The organism is Rhodococcus sp. HNM0563 (assembly GCF_012726195.1).
GTDB lineage: Bacteria > Actinomycetota > Actinomycetes > Mycobacteriales > Mycobacteriaceae > Rhodococcus.
In genome coordinates this window covers 566,083-582,344 of sequence record NZ_JAASAF010000001.1, presented here as the reverse complement: position 1 = coordinate 582,344, position 16,262 = coordinate 566,083, and the positions used below count along the sequence as shown (strand labels likewise).

The 16,262-nt window shown below is 66.2% G+C and carries 15 protein-coding genes; 7 read left to right on the top strand and 8 right to left on the bottom strand.

What is annotated here, in order from left to right; all coding sequences use genetic code 11:
• Positions 1–78: 78 nt before the first annotated feature.
• The 6 genes from HCA61_RS02810 to HCA61_RS02785 form a co-directional block, all read right to left on the bottom strand.
• Entirely contained in the window at positions 79–1,989 is a 1,911-nt protein-coding gene (locus HCA61_RS02810; RefSeq protein WP_169686413.1) for a penicillin-binding protein 2, read from the bottom strand.
• Positions 1,986–2,867 carry a hypothetical protein gene (locus HCA61_RS02805; protein ID WP_169686412.1) on the bottom strand — a complete coding sequence of 294 codons (882 nt, stop codon included), beginning with the start codon at positions 2,865–2,867 and terminating at the stop codon, positions 1,986–1,988. The genes HCA61_RS02810 and HCA61_RS02805 overlap by 4 nt, the downstream gene beginning before the upstream one ends.
• A 3-nt stretch (positions 2,868–2,870) precedes the next feature.
• Positions 2,871–3,881: a 16S rRNA (cytosine(1402)-N(4))-methyltransferase RsmH gene (gene rsmH / locus HCA61_RS02800; RefSeq protein ID WP_169686411.1), complete on the bottom strand. Its 1,011-nt coding sequence runs from the start codon at positions 3,879–3,881 to the stop codon at positions 2,871–2,873.
• A gap of 240 nt (positions 3,882–4,121) precedes the next feature.
• The gene (gene mraZ / locus HCA61_RS02795) at positions 4,122–4,553 is read right to left on the bottom strand and encodes a division/cell wall cluster transcriptional repressor MraZ (protein WP_169686855.1); all 432 of its coding nucleotides are present in this window, start codon (positions 4,551–4,553) and stop codon (positions 4,122–4,124) included.
• A gap of 432 nt (positions 4,554–4,985) precedes the next feature.
• Complete coding sequence (locus HCA61_RS02790; protein WP_169686410.1) at positions 4,986–5,408, bottom strand: DUF3040 domain-containing protein; 423 nt, start codon at positions 5,406–5,408, stop codon at positions 4,986–4,988.
• Between the two features lie 176 nt (positions 5,409–5,584).
• Positions 5,585–6,067, bottom strand: a complete 483-nt coding sequence (locus tag HCA61_RS02785; RefSeq protein ID WP_169686409.1) for an SAV_6107 family HEPN domain-containing protein — start codon at positions 6,065–6,067, stop codon at positions 5,585–5,587.
• A 170-nt stretch (positions 6,068–6,237) separates the two neighbouring features.
• Between HCA61_RS02785 and HCA61_RS02780 the strand changes: the two genes are divergently transcribed.
• The 3 genes from HCA61_RS02780 to HCA61_RS02770 all read left to right on the top strand — a co-directional run bounded on the left by HCA61_RS02780 (position 6,238) and on the right by HCA61_RS02770 (position 9,289).
• Positions 6,238–6,855 carry a GNAT family N-acetyltransferase gene (locus HCA61_RS02780; RefSeq protein WP_169686408.1) on the top strand — a complete coding sequence of 206 codons (618 nt, stop codon included), beginning with the start codon at positions 6,238–6,240 and terminating at the stop codon, positions 6,853–6,855.
• Positions 6,852–8,459: an NAD(P)/FAD-dependent oxidoreductase gene (locus HCA61_RS02775; RefSeq protein WP_169686406.1), complete on the top strand. Its 1,608-nt coding sequence runs from the start codon at positions 6,852–6,854 to the stop codon at positions 8,457–8,459. Before HCA61_RS02780 ends, HCA61_RS02775 begins: the two co-directional genes overlap by 4 nt.
• Positions 8,460–8,653: 194 nt before the next feature.
• Positions 8,654–9,289 (top strand): DUF3153 domain-containing protein, encoded by a 636-nt coding sequence (locus tag HCA61_RS02770; protein WP_206039607.1) that lies wholly within the window; start codon positions 8,654–8,656, stop codon positions 9,287–9,289.
• 28 nt (positions 9,290–9,317) lie between these two features.
• Here HCA61_RS02770 and HCA61_RS02765 read toward each other — a convergent pair whose 3' ends face one another.
• Positions 9,318–10,238, bottom strand: a complete 921-nt coding sequence (locus HCA61_RS02765) for a methylenetetrahydrofolate reductase (RefSeq protein WP_169686853.1) — start codon at positions 10,236–10,238, stop codon at positions 9,318–9,320.
• 242 nt (positions 10,239–10,480) lie between these two features.
• Between HCA61_RS02765 and HCA61_RS02760 the strand changes: the two genes are divergently transcribed.
• From HCA61_RS02760 to HCA61_RS02745, 4 genes are all read left to right on the top strand, one after another.
• Positions 10,481–11,554 carry a polyprenyl synthetase family protein gene (locus HCA61_RS02760; RefSeq protein WP_169686404.1) on the top strand — a complete coding sequence of 358 codons (1,074 nt, stop codon included), beginning with the start codon at positions 10,481–10,483 and terminating at the stop codon, positions 11,552–11,554.
• Positions 11,554–13,089 (top strand): phytoene desaturase family protein, encoded by a 1,536-nt coding sequence (crtI, locus tag HCA61_RS02755; protein WP_169686402.1) that lies wholly within the window; start codon positions 11,554–11,556, stop codon positions 13,087–13,089. The genes HCA61_RS02760 and crtI overlap by 1 nt, the downstream gene beginning before the upstream one ends.
• Before the next feature lie 127 nt (positions 13,090–13,216).
• Complete coding sequence (locus tag HCA61_RS02750; RefSeq protein WP_169686400.1) at positions 13,217–14,782, top strand: alpha-(1->6)-mannopyranosyltransferase A; 1,566 nt, start codon at positions 13,217–13,219, stop codon at positions 14,780–14,782.
• A gap of 44 nt (positions 14,783–14,826) precedes the next feature.
• Positions 14,827–15,786, top strand: coding sequence for a phytoene/squalene synthase family protein (locus tag HCA61_RS02745; protein WP_169686398.1), 960 nt, complete (start codon positions 14,827–14,829; stop codon positions 15,784–15,786).
• On the opposite strand, the gene HCA61_RS02740 is transcribed toward HCA61_RS02745, so the two are convergent.
• A complete protein-coding gene (locus tag HCA61_RS02740) occupies positions 15,783–16,154 on the bottom strand; it encodes an Rv2175c family DNA-binding protein (protein WP_169686397.1) in 372 nt (123 codons plus the stop codon). The genes HCA61_RS02745 and HCA61_RS02740 overlap by 4 nt on opposite strands.
• Positions 16,155–16,262 lie beyond the last annotated feature (108 nt).

Here is a 16,262-nt window from a genome sequence, read left to right as displayed (position 1 = left end):
CGACGTGTCAGGTTACCCAGACCGCAAAGCTGCACCGACACCCGTCCGAGCTCCCGGCGACGATATGAACATCAGGATTCAATCGACCTGGAGAATCAGCTTGCCACCCGGTTCCGGCGACAATGGCACTGCGGCGCGCTGCAGCAGCCACGAGGCGATGTCTCGGAACAGCGGAGCGGCAGACTGACCGCCGGTACCGTCCGAGCTGCGCGTGGGCGCATCGAGCATGATCCCGATCACGTACTTCGGATCGTCCGACGGCGCGATACCCGCGAAGGTGATCCAGTAGTCCGAATTCGAGTAGCACCCACAGTTGGGGTCGATCTGCTGGGCGGTACCGGTCTTACCTGCGATCTGGTATCCCTCGATCGCTGCCTGCGCCCCCGTACCCTGCTGATTTCCCGTATCGGATTGGACGACCGACCGGAACATATCGCGCACCGTAGCTGCTGTCTGTGGACTCACCACCCGGATCGGATCGGGCGATTCCGTTTCGGTGCGGGTGCCGTCGGGCCCGATCGTCGCGTCGACGATGCGGGGCGGGATGCGCTCACCGTCGTTGGCGATCGCCTGATAGATCCCGGTCATCTGCAGCAGTGTCATCGACAGACCCTGCCCGATCGGAAGGTTCGCGAACGTACCACCCGACCACTGTTCTCGACTGGGCACCAATCCGGCGGACTCACCGGGGAGGCCCACCTCGGTGCGCTGACCGAGGCCGAACAGGTCGAGCATCTCGGCGAACCTGTCTTCACCGATGCGTTCTGCGAGCATGAGTGTGCCCACATTGGAGGACTTCCCGAAGATTCCCGTGGTGGTGTACGGGACGACGCCGTGGTCCCAAGCGTCCTTGACCGTGACACCCGACATATCGATGCTGCCTGGGACCTGCAGGACCTCGTCGGGTGTCGTGAGTCCGTCCTCGATCGCGGCGGCAGCGGTGATGATCTTGTTCACTGATCCGGGTTCGAAAGGTGAGGCAACCGCCGGATTGCCTTGCTCTGCCGAAGGCGGATTGTTGGCGACACCGATGGAGGGGTCGAACGTGCTGTCGTTGGACATCGCGAGCACCTCGCCGGTGTGCGCATCGAGCACCACCGCTGACGCGTTGTCGGCACCGGACAGATCCTTCGCTCGTTGCACCTGCTGCTGCACGTGGTACTGGATGTCGTTGTCGATCGTGAGTTCGACGGACGAACCGTCCACAGCGGGGTGCTGGTCGCGCCAACTTCCCGGAATAACCACACCATCCGAACCACGGTCGTAGGTGGACGATCCGTCGGTACCGGCGAGGACCGAGTCCATGGAGGCCTCGAGGCCGATCAGTCCGTACCCGTCCCACCCGGTAGCACCCACGATGTTCGCCGCGAGCGACCCGCCGGGATACAGCCGGATGTCTTGCCGCTCCAGCCCCACCATGCTGTATTCGTCGACGATGGCTGCCGCTACACCGGGATCCACCCCGCGAGCGAGATAGACGAACGTCTCGTCGCTCTCGAGTTTCTCGAGCACCTCTTTCTTGGGTGCTGCGGCGCCGAGAGCATCATGCAATGCGTCGGCCACTCCCTCGAGATACTCGGCGACCTCTGGTTGGGTCTGATCCTTGGCCCGGGCCTCGCTAAGTTCCTTTCGGACGCGTACAGGCTGGAACGTGATCGCTTTGGCTTCCATCGTGTAGGCGAGCGGATTACCGTTGCGGTCGCTGATCGTTCCGCGAGTTGCGGGTTCGACGAGTCGGGTCGTGCGCTGACTTGCCGCCTCTGCAGACAATGTCGGCGCCTGGAACAGTTGGATCGACAACAGTTGGGCACCCGCGAGACCGAGGATTGCAAAAATCGCCCAGAGACCGAGCTTGTTTCGGAACTGGAACGCCGTGGTGTCGGTGCGACGGCGACTCGGTCGCCATCCCGCCCCTCTCGATGCGGGCCGAGGCCGGGGAGCACTACCGCGCGGCCGAGCCGCACGGCGAGGGGTGGCGCCGTTCCTCACCGTTGTCCGGCCTCCGATACTGACGGCTCACCCGTCCGGGAAGCCTCGGGTTGCGGCAGTTCACTCACAGGCATCGATTGTTCCGCTTCGTCGGGAAGAACCGTGACATTCGCGGGCTGCGGCGCGGCGCCACCCTCCCGGCTTCCCGCGCCCGCGGTGGCCTCGGGCTCAGGACCGGCGGGAGCGCCCGGTGCGGGCTCTCCGACAGGGGTTTGCGCTGCCGGCTCGGAGGCGCGCGGCGCCTCTGCTGCCGCCGCGGCGCGGCTTTCCGGGTCCACTGCTTCAGGCGATTCCACAGCGTCCCGAGGTGCATGCTGCTCGCCCGACGGCGACAACGGACGGGGATTCTCACGCCCGGCGCTGCCTGCAAGCGGAGGTTGCACATCGCCCCGCGACTCCGGAGCATTCAACGGCACCGGCGGTGCACCCTGCGCGGCCACCGGTTCACCGACGACTCGCACCGAGCCGTCCTCACCCACAACGAGCCTCGCTGCCTGTCCAGAGGGGATCATGCCGAGTTCGGCGGCATGCTGCGCGAGCACCGGAGCTGTCAGACCCGCTTCCACGTCACGCTGCAGCACTGCTCGCTGTTGAAGGAGACTCTCGTTGTGTGCGCGGGCAGCACCGAGCTCGTAGGAGTCCTCTGCAGCCCGTGTCGTCAGAAACAGGGTCACCATCATCCCGACCGCGAGCAGCGCGATGATGCTCGCGACGAACGGAATGCGTGTCGCGACACGGCGCGCACCTGTGGTGCGCCCGCGAGTTTCGGCCGGCGAGACCAGCTGTGCAGACCGCTGATTGCGGCGCTGGTAGGCACGCTGCGCTGCCGTCGATCGAGCCTGCCGAGGTCGGGGCGGGGATGGCACCTGCAGGGTCATCTTCTACCTCCTGGCGATTCGTTCCGCGGCACGCAGCCGGACGGGCGCCGAGCGTGGATTCTTGTCGATCTCGTCGTCGGACGCGCGTTCGGCGCCCCGTGTGAGGATGCGAAGTTCCGGACCCATTCCGGGCAGCTCCACCGGAAGACCCTCAGGACTGCGGGATTTCGAGCGCGGTGCGAGCTCCTGCTTGACGACACGGTCTTCGAGGGACTGGTAGGACATGAACACCACTCGCCCCCCGATCGCGAGGGAATCGAGTGCCGCCGGAATCGCGCTGCGCAACGAGTCGAGCTCGCCGTTGACCTCCACCCGAAGGGCCTGGAAGGTGCGCTTGGCGGGGTGCCCGCCGGTGCGGCGCGATGCGGCCGGAATCGTCCGGTACAGCAACTCGACGAGCTCGCCACTGTTCCGGAAGGGCGACTTCTCGCGCGCTCGCAGGATCTCGGACGCGATCTTCCCGGCGAATCGCTCCTCGCCGTAGGTACTGAGGATGCGGGCGAGATCACCGTGGCCATAGGTATTGAGCACGTCGGCGGCCGTGATCCCGGTGGTGGGATCCATCCGCATGTCCAGCGGCGCATCCTTCGAATAGGCAAATCCGCGGTCGGCCTCATCGAGCTGCATCGACGACACGCCGAGATCGAACAGGATTGCGTGCACCGACCCGACACGGTCGAGCCCCACCCTTTCGAGCGCGTCGGCAATACCGTCGTAACGGGTGTGGACGAAGTCGGTGCGACCGGAGAACTCGGCCAAGCGTCCGCGCGCAATAGCCAGGGCGTCGGGATCCCGGTCGAGCCCTACCAGCCTCAGCCCGGGAAAGGTGCGCAAGAAATGCGCGGAGTGACCACCCAGACCGAGAGTTGCATCGACGTATACCGCCCCTGCCCCGCCGGGCCCTGCTGCCTCGATCGCCGGCCCCAGCAGCTCTACGGCGCGATCGAGCAGTACCGGAACATGGCCGAAGCCATCAGTGTCGGTCGTTTCGGCGTCATCCTCGCCGTCCACCATGTGGTCCTCCGAAATCCTGCTCGTTCGATGCGGGCCACGCGGGCCATTCGATCTTGGTGGTCGGTCGGATGGTCTGGATACGGCGGCGGCGAATGCCAGGAGGTCTCTGTCCGATCCCGGAGACCTGACACTGGGGAAGTGTGTCAGGGCTTCCGTTCCGTACCTGGCGCCGGGGAAGTGCGTCAGGGTCGGTCCCGGGCAGAGGCCTCACGGCACTCGCCGCGCAGAGCCGAAGATCCGTCACAATATGTCGCGAAGTACCTCGTCCCTTGCTTCGGAGAAACCCTCCTCGTGCTCGGCCAGGTATGCCTCCCACGACTCGGCGTTCCAGATCTCGAGATAGTTGACAGAACCGATCACAACGCAGTCCTTGGTGAGCCCCGCGTATGTCCGATGCGACATGGACAAAGTGATGCGGCCTTGCGAATCGGGACGCTGTTCATCCGTGCTTGCCGCGAGGTTTCGCAGATAGGCACGCATGTTGGGGTTGCTGCGAGACGCCGCCGCCGCCCGTTCCGCGAGCGAGGTGAACTCATCGCGTGGATACACGGTCAGGCTGTGATCCTGCCCTTTGGTGATCATCAACCCTCCCGCCAGTTCGTCTCGATACTTCGCAGGCAGGGTGAGCCTGCCCTTGTCATCCAACTTCGGCGTGTAGGTGCCGAGAAACACCCGGTACCTCCCGCCTTGCCGGACGGACTCTGCGTCGTGCGACGGAGACACTCTCGCTCCCCGCCGCGCCCCACAGTACCCCACTTCACCCCACGAATATCCGATTAACCGGCGTCCGATGGGCGTGTTGTTCTTGAAATTCCTGGTCAGCGGACGTGGTGGCGGTGGGGCACCGTGCGCGCCTGTGACGGTTACCGCGCTCGCACCCGCCTGTGATGCGCACCCGAGGACAGCGAATCGCAGGAAATCGCAGGTCCGCATGGTGGAGGGCGGCATCGAAACACACAGGACGAGTTGCTGTGGGGCGCAGTGGGGCGATGAGGCAGGTCGGGCCGTATGCCCACCGGTGCGGCAACACCCCCACCTACAGCAAGGGCGCGACCCCCATGGGGGTCGCGCCCTTGCTGTAGGTGCGGCGTTGTGCGCGTCAGATCACTCTTGTTCGAAGCGACGCCGGAACCGCTCCTCCATCCGGTGGGTGAAGCCCTCCGAAGACTTCTTCCGACCACGAGTGGAAGAAGTCTTACCGCGCTTTCCGGAATCCGCTCCGCCGGATGCTGCACCCGATGCGGACCGATGCCGTCCGTCGACCAGCACGAGAACTCCCGCAGCGAACATCACGAGAAATCCGAGCAGGCTGATGATCGGGAACCCACCCGGTTTGACCGGTAGGGCAACTCCCGCAATAAGCAACGTCAAACCCAAAACGAACAGCGCGCCGGCCTGCAGCCGTCGCCTGTTGGACGCCATACCCAGTCGCTTTCCGCGAACGGTCGAGGCGAACTTGGGATCCTCAGCATAGAGCGCGCTCTCGATCTGATCGAGCATGCGCTGCTCGTGCTCGGAGAGTGGCACGGTACCTCCCCCGGCACTAAACGGTGGCCGCCGGACCCGGTGGGACGAATCCGGCGGGGCGCCGACATCACGGCCGCCTGAGTCAATGATACGAGCACATTTCCTCCGGGACCACCAACTACGAAAGTTGGTTCGCTCTCCCGGGTCGAAAAGCACTGTTCGGCCAGGGGCCGAGGTCACATGCGAGACGCAGTTCCGCTCTCAGCGGACAAGTAGCTCTCGACGTCGTGCAGGAAACGTCCGACCTCGTCGAAGAAGGCCGATGCGTCTTCGGCATCGACAACCCGCTGCACCCCGGCCTCGACCGCGGCGCGTGCAGCCGATCGGTCAGCGAAGAAATCTGCCCAGCCGGCGAACGATTCATCGGCGCGCATCATCATCACCCAGGCATTTCGGGTCGCAGGCCTCCGTTTGGGTCGTTGCGGCGCCCTCAGTTCGGCGGCTGCAATCACCGCGCCTGCGCCGCGCAATGCGGCGAGATAGGACAAGCGGAACCGTTCGCCGGGCGCGTCTGCACCTGCAGCCCCGGACAGGAGTTCGTCTGCCTTGCGCAACTGCGACGCAGCACGGGCCGACTTGGACGGCCCCACACAACCCGCGTGCACAGCCTCCCCGGCGAACCTATGTGATCTTGATCTCGAGGTGTGCGGGGCTGCCATGGCTCGTGCACCTTCCTGCCCTGCCGCAGTGCGGCTCCAGCCCGGACGATCCGGGGATGTTCGCTTCCCTCGAACATCCCCGGATCACCGGCATCGAACATAGGTTCGACGTATTCAATATAGCTGGACCCACCGACACGTCGTCAAGGGAAGGCGGTCTCCGTCCCCATATGAGCACTGACCCGAATCGGCACGACCCGAAGCCGGTACTCGTCGACCTCACCCCCGCGGAGTTCCGGACCCACCTGCCCGATCTCCTGTCCGTCTACGTCACCGCCATGCGATACCCCCGAGGCACCGAGCACCACCGCGCGCCGATGTGGTCGGAGCACGCCGATCGCGACGGATGGCGCGCCGTCGCCGCAATGATGCCGGGCAACCCCAGCACTTTCGTCGGGATCGCCTACGGCTACCACGGGCACCCCCATCAGTGGTGGCACCAGCAGGTACGCGCAGGAATGCGGCACTCGGGAATGTCCCCGGGCTCGATCGACGCACTGCTCCGCGATTACTTCGAACTGACCGAACTGCACGTTCGGCCCGACGCTCAGGGCCATCGCATCGGCGAGGCACTCCTGCGACGACTGCTCCGGGATCGCCCAGAGGAGGCCGTCATGCTGTCGACACCCGAGATCGCAGAAGAAGACAACCGCGCGTGGCGTCTCTACCGGCGTTTCGGCTTCCGCGATGTGGTCCGACGATTCGTATTCACCGGGGACGCCCGCCCCTTCGCTGTTCTCGGTCGCGCGCTCCCGATGGAGGCAGACCCCTCGGAGGCACCGGGATGACCCCCGCAGGTAGTTCGGTGCTCGACGCCGTCGTCATCGGTTCCGGGCACAATGCACTCGTCTCGGCCTGCTACCTGGCACGCGAAGGCTGGTCGATCGAGGTCGTCGAGCGCGACACCGTGATCGGCGGCGCAGTCTCGACCGTGGAACGATTCCCCGGATACGCCGTCGACCGCGGGTCGTCGGCTCACATCATGATCCGGCACTCCGGCATTCTCGAGGAACTCGATCTTGCTTCGCACGGTCTGCGCTACATCGATTGCGATCCGTGGGCATTCGCCCCGCCTCCGACAGGGAGCGGCCGACCCGGCATCGTCTTCCGCCGCGACCTCGATCACACCTGCGCGTCGATCGAGGCGGCCTGCGGGGGACGCGACGCCGAGGCATATCTCCGCTTCGTGCGCGAGTGGGGTCCGCGCACAGCTGCGGTGATGCGATCGTTCGCAGCGCCACCAACCGCCCGTCATCTCGTCCCGTCGTTCCGTGGGCTCGACCTCGGCGGGGGCGCGCTCGACCTGTCACGGCGATTCCTCACCTCCGGTGATTCCCTCCTCGACGAGTATTTCGACGACGAACCGCTCAAGGCCGCACTTGCCTGGTTCGGAGCACAGTCCGGGCCACCGATGTCCGAGCCGGGCACCGCACCGATGGTCGGATTCGCCGCACTGATGCACACATTGCCGCCCGGACGAGCCGTTGGTGGCAGTGGTGCCCTCACACGCGCCCTGACGTCCAGGCTCGCCTCCGACGGAGGCACCGTGACGTGCGGCGACGCCGCAGTAGAGATCCGTCGGTCCGGCGATCTCTGGACGGTCCGCACAGAGTCCGGGCGAATCATCGAGGCCCGAACCGTCATCGCCGGATGCCACATTCTCACCACACTCGACATGCTCGAACAGGGCGGATTCGACGCCTCGCGAATCGGCGCGTGGAGACGACGGATTCGCGTCGGTCCTGGCATAGGCATGGTGCTCCGACTCGGAACCGATTCGCTTCCCCGTTATCGCGGCGCACCCGACGACGGTGGTGACACCACCGGTCTGCAACTGCTCGTCGACGACCGCGCTCAGCTTCGTCTCGCGCACGGCGCGGCGCTTGCGGGAGAGTTGCCGCCGACGCCCGCTGTCCTGGCGATGAGCTTCTCCGCGCTCGACCCGTCGATCGCACCGCCTGGAGAACACCAGATCACTCTGTGGTCCCAGTGGTACGCCTACCGGCTCGGCAATGGACGTAGCTGGCAGTCGGAAGCCGCCGCCGAGACCGACCGGATCATTGCCGAAATGGAGAACCGGGCCCCCGGCTTCACCGCGGGTATCCGCCACGTACACACGCAAACGCCCGAAGACATCGAACGTGAAATGGGACTGATCGGCGGCAATGTCATGCACGTGGAGATGACACTCGATCAGATGTTCTTCTGGCGTCCTGTCCCCGAACTGTCGGGCTACCGCGTGCCGGGTGCGTCCGGGTTGTATCTCACAGGTGCATCGATGCATCCCGGAGGCGGCGTGTCGGGATCGAGCGGCCGCAGCGCCGCACGCGTCGCACTCGCCGACAGTGGTGGCGGCCTGCTGCGCAGAACACTCGGCCGGCTCTCACGGTGATCCGGAGGTTCACGCGAGAGCCCGACGACGCGCCGGATCCGACCCGATGGTCAGACCGCACGACGTCGGCCTGGCACCATATCCCTGTGCCGCCGTCCTCCACATCCGTTCGCCCCGCAGCCACCCCCCGCCAGGCCGCCCCTCGCCAGACCGCCGCCCGCCGGGTCATCGCCGCCCTCGGACTTCTGATCCTGATGGTTCCTGCTCTCACCGGTTGTCTTCGTGTCCAGACGTCGATGGGGATCTCATCCGATGATCGGGTCTCCGGCCAGGTCGTCGCGGCGACGATCCCGATCGACGAGAACGACAAGGGCCCCGAACTCACCGTTCCCTCGGCCCTGGCCGGAAAAGTACGCATTCAGGAGTACGCACAGGACGGATACGTCGGCAGCCAGGTCTTCTTCAGCGACCTGACCTTCGGCGAGGTGCAGCAACTCGCGACCATGTCCGATCAGAGCGCCGGATCCTTCCAGCTCTCCCTGCAGCGTGCAGGCGACCTCGTGTCGCTCACCGGGCGCGTCGATCTCGAAGCGGCTCCTGAACGCGGCACCGACGTCCAGTTCACCATCGCCTTCCCCGCGCGCGTGGCCACCACCAACGGCGACCGCGAGTCCGATTCGATCGTCTCGTGGAAACTCCCCGCAGGTGAAGTGAGCACGCTGCGCGCAGAAGTGCGTTACTCCGACCCCAACACCCGCGGATTCGCGGGATGGGCCGGGATCGTGGCGGGCGGCGCCACGGCCGTCACGCTCCTGATCGGCGCATTGGCCTGGTTCACTCGCAATCCCTCTGCCGCACGACCGTCATCGAACGGTCGGAGCCGGTCCTGACCAGCGCAACCGCCAGGCGATACGGCGGTCAGGCCGGTTGCGCCGCAGTTGCCGGCATTTCGATGCCGAGGCGCGTGAGCACCTCACTGGTGGCCCGCGCGAAGTTCAGCGTGATGAAGTGCAGACAGGGAGCGCCCTCGGAGATGAGGCGTTCGCACATCTCGGTGGCCACATCGATGCCGACCTCGCGCACAGCTGCCCGGTTCTCGTCCGGCCCGTCACCAGCTGCCCGCACGAGACGTTCCTCCAGCGCCGCGGGGAGCTTCGATCCGGACAACTCCAAGCTGCGGCGCGCCGATCGCAGCGACGTGATCGGCATGATCTCGGGGATGATCGGCTTGGCGGCCTGCTCTGCGTCGAACGCGGCGACGCGGTCGCGCAACCTCAGGTAGTGCTCCACGTCGAAGAACATCTGGGTAATGGAGTATTCGGCACCCGAGCGGAGCTTGTGCACCAGAAACCGGGTGTCGTGATCGAGGTCGGGTGAACGATGATGCCCCTCGGGGAACGAGGCCACCCCGACATGGAAGTCACCGAGGTCTCGTACGAGTCGCACCAGTTCGTCGGCGTGTGCGAGCCCCTCGGGGTGCTGTTCCCACTCGCCGAGCGGGTTGCCGGGAGGGTCGCCGCGCAACGCCAGAATATTCGTGATACCGCGATCCGCGTACGCACCGACCATCGCCCGAAGTTCGTCGACACTGTGTCCGACAGCGGTCAGGTGCGCCACCGGCAGCAGCGTCGTCGCTTCCGCGAGTTCCCCGGTCACGCGGACTGTTCGGTCGCGCGTGGAACCTCCCGCGCCGTACGTCATCGAGACGAACGCGGGACCGAGCCGCTCGAATACCCGGACGGCGCGCCACAGGCGTGCCTCGGCGTCCGCATCGCGCGGCGGAGAGAATTCGACAGAGAACGGGATCCGCCCGCCACGCGGATCACCGAGTCGATGCACGATCGACGGCGTGCGCGAGTCACCGTCCTGCTCGACTCGCTCGGCGCCGCCGGTCACCGCGCCCCCACTGGTCCCCCTGAAATCGACTACCACGCGTCCAGCATAGGGTGCGCCGACCGGCCACCGGTCACCGGCGACGGCGAGAGGCGCCGGATAGGCTCGGTGCAGGTGCCGCGCGACCCGTCGCGCGACGCTCGCCGCATTCGACCAGGAGGAATCCCCTGTCCACCGGACCCGCAACCGTGCCCCCCGTCCCGCTCCCCGAACTCGTCGAAGGCGCGCTGCGGGAGTTCTTCGCTTCCAAGGCCCCCATCGTGGAGACCGTCGGTGGAGGTTACCCAGAGGCGGTCGCCGCGCTGGAGTCGTTCGTTCTCCGCGGGGGTAAGCGGATTCGTCCGTCGTTCGCGTGGTCCGGCTGGCTCGGTGCCGGCGGGGACCCGGCCGGGCCGCACGCCGGCGCGGTGCTACAGGCGTGCTCGGCACTCGAACTGGTGCAGGCGGGTGCGCTGGTCCACGACGACATCATCGATGCGTCCACCACGCGTCGCGGCTTTCCCACCGTGCACGTCGACTTCGCCGGGCTGCACCGCGACAACGGGTGGCGCGGGGCGCCGGCAGAGTTCGGTCAGGCCGTCGCGATCCTGCTCGGCGATCTCGCGTTGGTGTGGGCGGACGACATGGTCCGCGAGGCCGGACTCCCCAGCGGGGCTGCAGCGCGGCTCGGCCCGGTCTGGTCGGCCATGCGCACCGAGGTCCTCGGCGGCCAGTATCTCGATATCGCGGGAGAGGCCGCAGCAGACGAGTCGGTCGAGGCCGCAGCCCGCGTCAACCGATTCAAGACCGCCGCGTACACGATCGAACGCCCTCTGCATCTCGGCGCAGTTCTGGCTGGTGCCGACGAGTCGTTGATCGACGCGTACCGCCGTTTCGGCACCGATATCGGCCTTGCGTTCCAACTGCGCGACGACCTTCTCGGCGTTTTCGGCGATCCGGCGGTCACCGGTAAACCGTCCGGCGACGATCTGCGCTCGGGCAAACGGACGGTGCTGTACGCGCTGGCGCTGGAAGCAGCAGATGCCGACGATCCGGTTGCCGCAGCGACCCTGAGGGAGTCGATCGGCACCGATCTGAGCGATGAGCAGGTCGAGCACGTACGCAACGTGCTCGTCGAGGTCGGCGCTGTCGACAAGGTAGAGCAGCAGATCACCGAGCTCACCGAGCGGGCGTTCGCCACCCTTGGGTCCTCGGGGGCAACCGAGGAGGGCGCGGCACTCCTGCGTGAGGCGGCTTTGGCCGCGACGCGGCGCGCGGCGTGATGGCCGTCCGTACCGTTCCCGACGCACAGCGAGTGGTTGTGGTGGGCGCCGGCCTGGCGGGGCTGTCCGCTGCCCTGCACCTGCGTGGCGCCGGACGAGATGTGACCGTGCTCGAACGTGGCGATGCGGTGGGCGGCCGCGTCGGTGTCCACACCGGTCCCGGCTACGAGATCGATAACGGGGCGACCGTCCTGACGATGCCCGAACTGATCGACGACGCGCTCGCCGCCGTCGGCGCCGACGCCAGCACCCTGCACCCGCCGCTGCACACCACTCGGCTCTCCCCCGCCTATCACGCCCGGTTCGCCGATGGCAGCACGCTCGACGTGCACTCGGACCCGGACTCGATGGTCGCCGAGATCACCCGGGTGTGCGGCGCTGAGGAGGCGCGCCGATACCTGACATTGCGGCGATGGCTCGCGGACATCTTCGACACCGAGTTCGACCGGTTCATGAACGCGAACTTCGATTCGCCGCTCGACCTGGTTTCCTCACCGGCGGCCCTGCACGACCTGGTGAAACTCGTCCGGCTCGGCGGGTTCGGCAGGCTCGGTAAACAGGTGAACCGCCGGATACACGATCCTCGGTTGCGGAAGGTGTTCACCTTCCAGGCACTGTATGCGGGAGTGACCCCTGCACGCGCCCTCGCGGTGTACGGCGCGATCCCGCACATGGACACCTCACTCGGTGTCTACGCCGTGGACGGGGGGATGCGCACCGTTGCCCGCGCGATGGCCGATGCCTTCGTTCGTGCGGGGGGCAGATTGCAGCTCGGAGCCGAGGTCACCGAACTGCGGTTCGCAGGTGATCGCGTCTGCAGCGTTCATACCGCGGACGGAACCTGTTACCCGTGTGACGCCACGGTCCTGACTCCCGACCTGCCCGTAGTCGATGCGCTCATGCCTTCCCCACGGTTCCGGAGGACACTCGCGTCCCCGTCGGCGGTCGTCCTGCACGGCACCGTACCTACCGCAGTCAGCAGTGCGTGGCAGGCAAAGCACCATCACGTCATCGAGTTCGGTGCGCGGTGGGACGGCACCTTCCGCGAGATCACCGCCCCCCGTGGGCGGGGACGGCTGATGACCGATCCATCGCTGCTCGTCACGCGGCCTGCACTATCGGATCCGGACTTGTTGCTCCGCCGCAACGGGGCCGAGCACGAACCACTGTCCGTACTCGCGCCCTGCCCCAACCTCGACAGCGCGCCGTTGGCGTGGGATGCGCTCGCAGGTCCTTACTCCAAGGAACTGCTCGCCACTCTGGACGCCCGCGGATACGCGGGAATCACCTCGGGATTCGACGTCGATCACATCGACACACCCGCGACGTGGGCAGCCCAGGGTATGTCGGCGGGGAGTCCCTTCGGAAGTGCCCACGTGTTCCGGCAGACCGGCCCGTTCCGTCGTCGCAATTTGGACCCGCAGCATCCCAATGTCGTTCTCGCGGGGTCCGGAACCGTGCCGGGTGTGGGGGTCCCTACGGTGCTGTTGTCGGGTCGGCTCGCTGCCGAGCGCCTCGGTGTCGGCCGGCAGTAGCACTGAGGTCCGCGCCACGCCGTCGCCGAGGCGGACGCGCCGCCTTTTCCGGCTCCACTAAACTGTGTCATCGTTCTTGTCAGCTGCGCCCAGCACCAACGCGACTTCCGGGGGAGGAATCGTACCCATGTCGTCCCCTGCCGCTTCCGAAGCCGATCCCGGTGATCGGTCGGCCATCGAACCGGCAACGGAAATTCCGTCCCCGGAACCGCCCGGACGTCGCCGTAGTGCGGCCGATTTCCTTCGTGGCCCTGCCGGCAATGCGGCGATTCTCGGAGCCTGCGGAGCAGCCTTCGTAACCTTCGGCAGCTTCGGCGCAGGAAGTGTGCGCCGAGTCGACCCGCTGCTCGAAGACATGTACCTCTCGTGGCTGCGATTCGGACACGGTCATCTGATCTCCACGATCATCATCTGGATCGGTGTCCTGCTGATGATCGGTGCATGGGTCCGGCTGGGGCGTGCGGTGCTCGCCGACCGAGCATCGGTCCGCGACCTCTGGAAGGTCCTGCCCACATGGACCGTTCCACTGCTGGTCGCCACCCCGATGTTCAGCCGGGACGCCTACTCGTATCTTGCTCAGGGCGCCATGTTGCGCGAGGGTTTCGATCCGTACTCGGAAGGCCCCGTCGTCAACCCGGGCCTGTTGCTCGACAACGTGAGTAACGTCTGGACAACGACGACCACCCCCTACGGTCCGGTCCATCTACTGCTCGGAGCCGGCATCACATCGGTCACCGGCGACAACGTCGTGACGGGCACGTGGCTGTGGCGTCTACTCATGCTGCCCGGTCTGGTACTCATGGCCTGGGGCGTGCCCCGGCTCGCACGCCGGATGGGCGGCAATCCCACGGTGGCGTTGTGGCTGGCGGTCCTCAACCCCCTCGTCCTCGTACACCTCGTCGGGGGTGTGCACAACGAGTTGCTGATGGTCGGGCTGATGCTCGCCGGGATCGTGCTCGTGCTCGAAGGACGCCATCTCAGTGGCTTCGCGCTGGTATCGCTGGGTGCCGCGATCAAGGCCACTGCCGGACTCGCGCTGCCCTTCCTGGTGTGGGTGTGGATGATCCATGAACGCGACCGCGCACTCGCCGAAGGCCGCGAACCCCTGTCCCCCATCAAATCGTTCGTCAAGACAGTCGGCATCGGGGTCGCGGTGTTCGTCTTCGTGTTCGGTGGTACCTCGTTGATCGCCGGAGTCGGCATCGGGTGGCTGACAGCACTGTCCGGATCGTCGAAGATCATCAACTGGCTTTCGCTTCCGACGATGATGGGCCATGCGATCACCTGGTTCACACCGTGGCGTCTGGGTTCCGTACTCGACGTGACCCGGATGCTCTGCATGATCGCTCTCGCCATCATCCTGGTCTACGCATGGTGGCGTTTCCGCCGCACCGAACGCGACGCCGTCCTCGGCATCGTCATCGCACTCACGGCCGTGACGCTTCTGTCGCCGGCTGCGTTGCCCTGGTACTACTCGTGGCCGCTCGTCGTTGCGGCGGCGTTCAGGATGTCGACACGCACCCTGATGATCCTCGTCGCGTTGTCGACGTGGCTGATGCTGATCTTCAATCCGGACGGCTCGATCGGGATGTACAACATCGCACACGTTGCACTCGCTGTGTTCGCTGCAGTCGTCGCCGCGCTGTCGTTGCGCAGTCCCGACCCACTGCACCTGCGCACAACCACGCGGTGAGCACGGCCGTGCCTGCACCACGCGCGCGGAACGAACATGGTCCGGTGACACCAGGCCACCTCGACGACGCGTTCGCGCACTGTGCGTCGCTGACCGCCGCACACGGTCGCACCTACGACCTCGCCGCTCGGTTGCTGCCGAAAGAGCGGCGGCGAGCGGTGCACGCCCTCTACGGCTTCGCGCGCATCGTCGACGACATAGTCGACGTCACCGCTGTCGATGATCCGGCTGCGGCTGCGCGCGGGGTCGATGACGCGGACGCACGTCTACATCAAGCCCTGAAGGGCAATCCTGGGATACCTGATCCGACCGGCCTGGTGGTCCGGGCGCTCGCCGCGACCATCGCTCGCTACGACATCCCTGTGACGTACTTCGAGGCCTTCCTCCGGTCGATGCGCATGGACATCCCCGGCACCACCGAACACCGTGTCCGATATCGCGACATGGCAGAGCTGCGCGAGTACATGTACGGATCGGCCGCTGTGATCGGCCTGCAGCTGCTCACGGTGTTCGGCGTCGATGACATCGACAGGGCAGGGCCGTATGCGAGTGCCCTCGGCGAAGCGTTCCAGCTCACCAATTTTATCCGTGATGTCGGTGAGGACCTCGAACGCGACCGCGTGTACCTGCCGAACGATCTGTGGACGGCATTCGGTGTCGACGACGACCTGCTCCGCGCGAGCAGGAGCCACCGTCGCCCCGATCCTCGGGTACGACGTGCCCTCGCACACGCCGTTGCGTTGACGAGGGACCGCTACCGCGAAGCCGAACCCGGACTGGATCTGCTTCCCCGCCGCGTCCGACCGGGAATCCGCACCGCGTTCGTGCTGTACAGCCGAATCCTCGACGAGGTCGAGCACAGCGGTTACCGGGTCCTGGATCGACGCGTGGTGGTCCCGCGCCGCACACGGATGTCCGTCGCAGCGATGCAGGCAGCCTCGGGCGCGATAGCGGGACGACCCCGGAAGACCTCACCCGGTGTGCGGGAAGGCCGAGCGTCCTAGAATGCCGACGACTGCGCCCGCCTGATCACTTCCCTCATCGAATCGGTGTGCATCGCGTTGATGGCATTTCCGCCGGGGAGACTGTCGTCCTCCCGGAACATCCATTCCAGAATCTCGGTGTCGGCGAATCCCCCGTCGTGGAGCACCGCGATGAGTCCCGGAAGGCCCTTGGCGATCGCCCCGGTGTCATCGAAGAACACCTCGGGAACGACGGGAACGCGGTCTCGTTTGAACGCGATCAGCTGGCGGTCGCGCAACAACTGATGAACGCGAGTGATGGCGAGATCGAGTTGCTTGGCCACGTCGACGAGCTGCAAAACGGGAACGGTCCGGTCGAGGACATCGTCGCAGTACGGAATAGTGCTCACAGTTCCACCGTATCGCCGATGAATGGAGGGCACGTACGCGACCACCTGTCGGCGCCATGACTACGATCGACAGGGACGAAATCGGGACACAGAGACAACGGGGGTACA

Bases quoted from the DNA above. Each gene is read 5' to 3' on its own strand.
- HCA61_RS02805 (WP_169686412.1), bottom strand. From the start codon at position 2,867: ATGACCCTGCAGGTGCCATCCCCGCCCCGACCTCGGCAGGCTCGATCG.
- rsmH (WP_169686411.1), bottom strand. From the start codon at position 3,881: ATGGTGGACGGCGAGGATGACGCCGAAACGACCGACACTGATGGCTTC.
- HCA61_RS02785 (WP_169686409.1), bottom strand. From the start codon at position 6,067: ATGGCAGCCCCGCACACCTCGAGATCAAGATCACATAGGTTCGCCGGG.
- HCA61_RS02780 (WP_169686408.1), top strand. From the start codon at position 6,238: ATGAGCACTGACCCGAATCGGCACGACCCGAAGCCGGTACTCGTCGAC.
- HCA61_RS02775 (WP_169686406.1), top strand. From the start codon at position 6,852: ATGACCCCCGCAGGTAGTTCGGTGCTCGACGCCGTCGTCATCGGTTCC.
- HCA61_RS02770 (WP_206039607.1), top strand. From the start codon at position 8,654: ATGGTTCCTGCTCTCACCGGTTGTCTTCGTGTCCAGACGTCGATGGGG.
- crtI (WP_169686402.1), top strand. From the start codon at position 11,554: ATGGCCGTCCGTACCGTTCCCGACGCACAGCGAGTGGTTGTGGTGGGC.
- HCA61_RS02750 (WP_169686400.1), top strand. From the start codon at position 13,217: ATGTCGTCCCCTGCCGCTTCCGAAGCCGATCCCGGTGATCGGTCGGCC.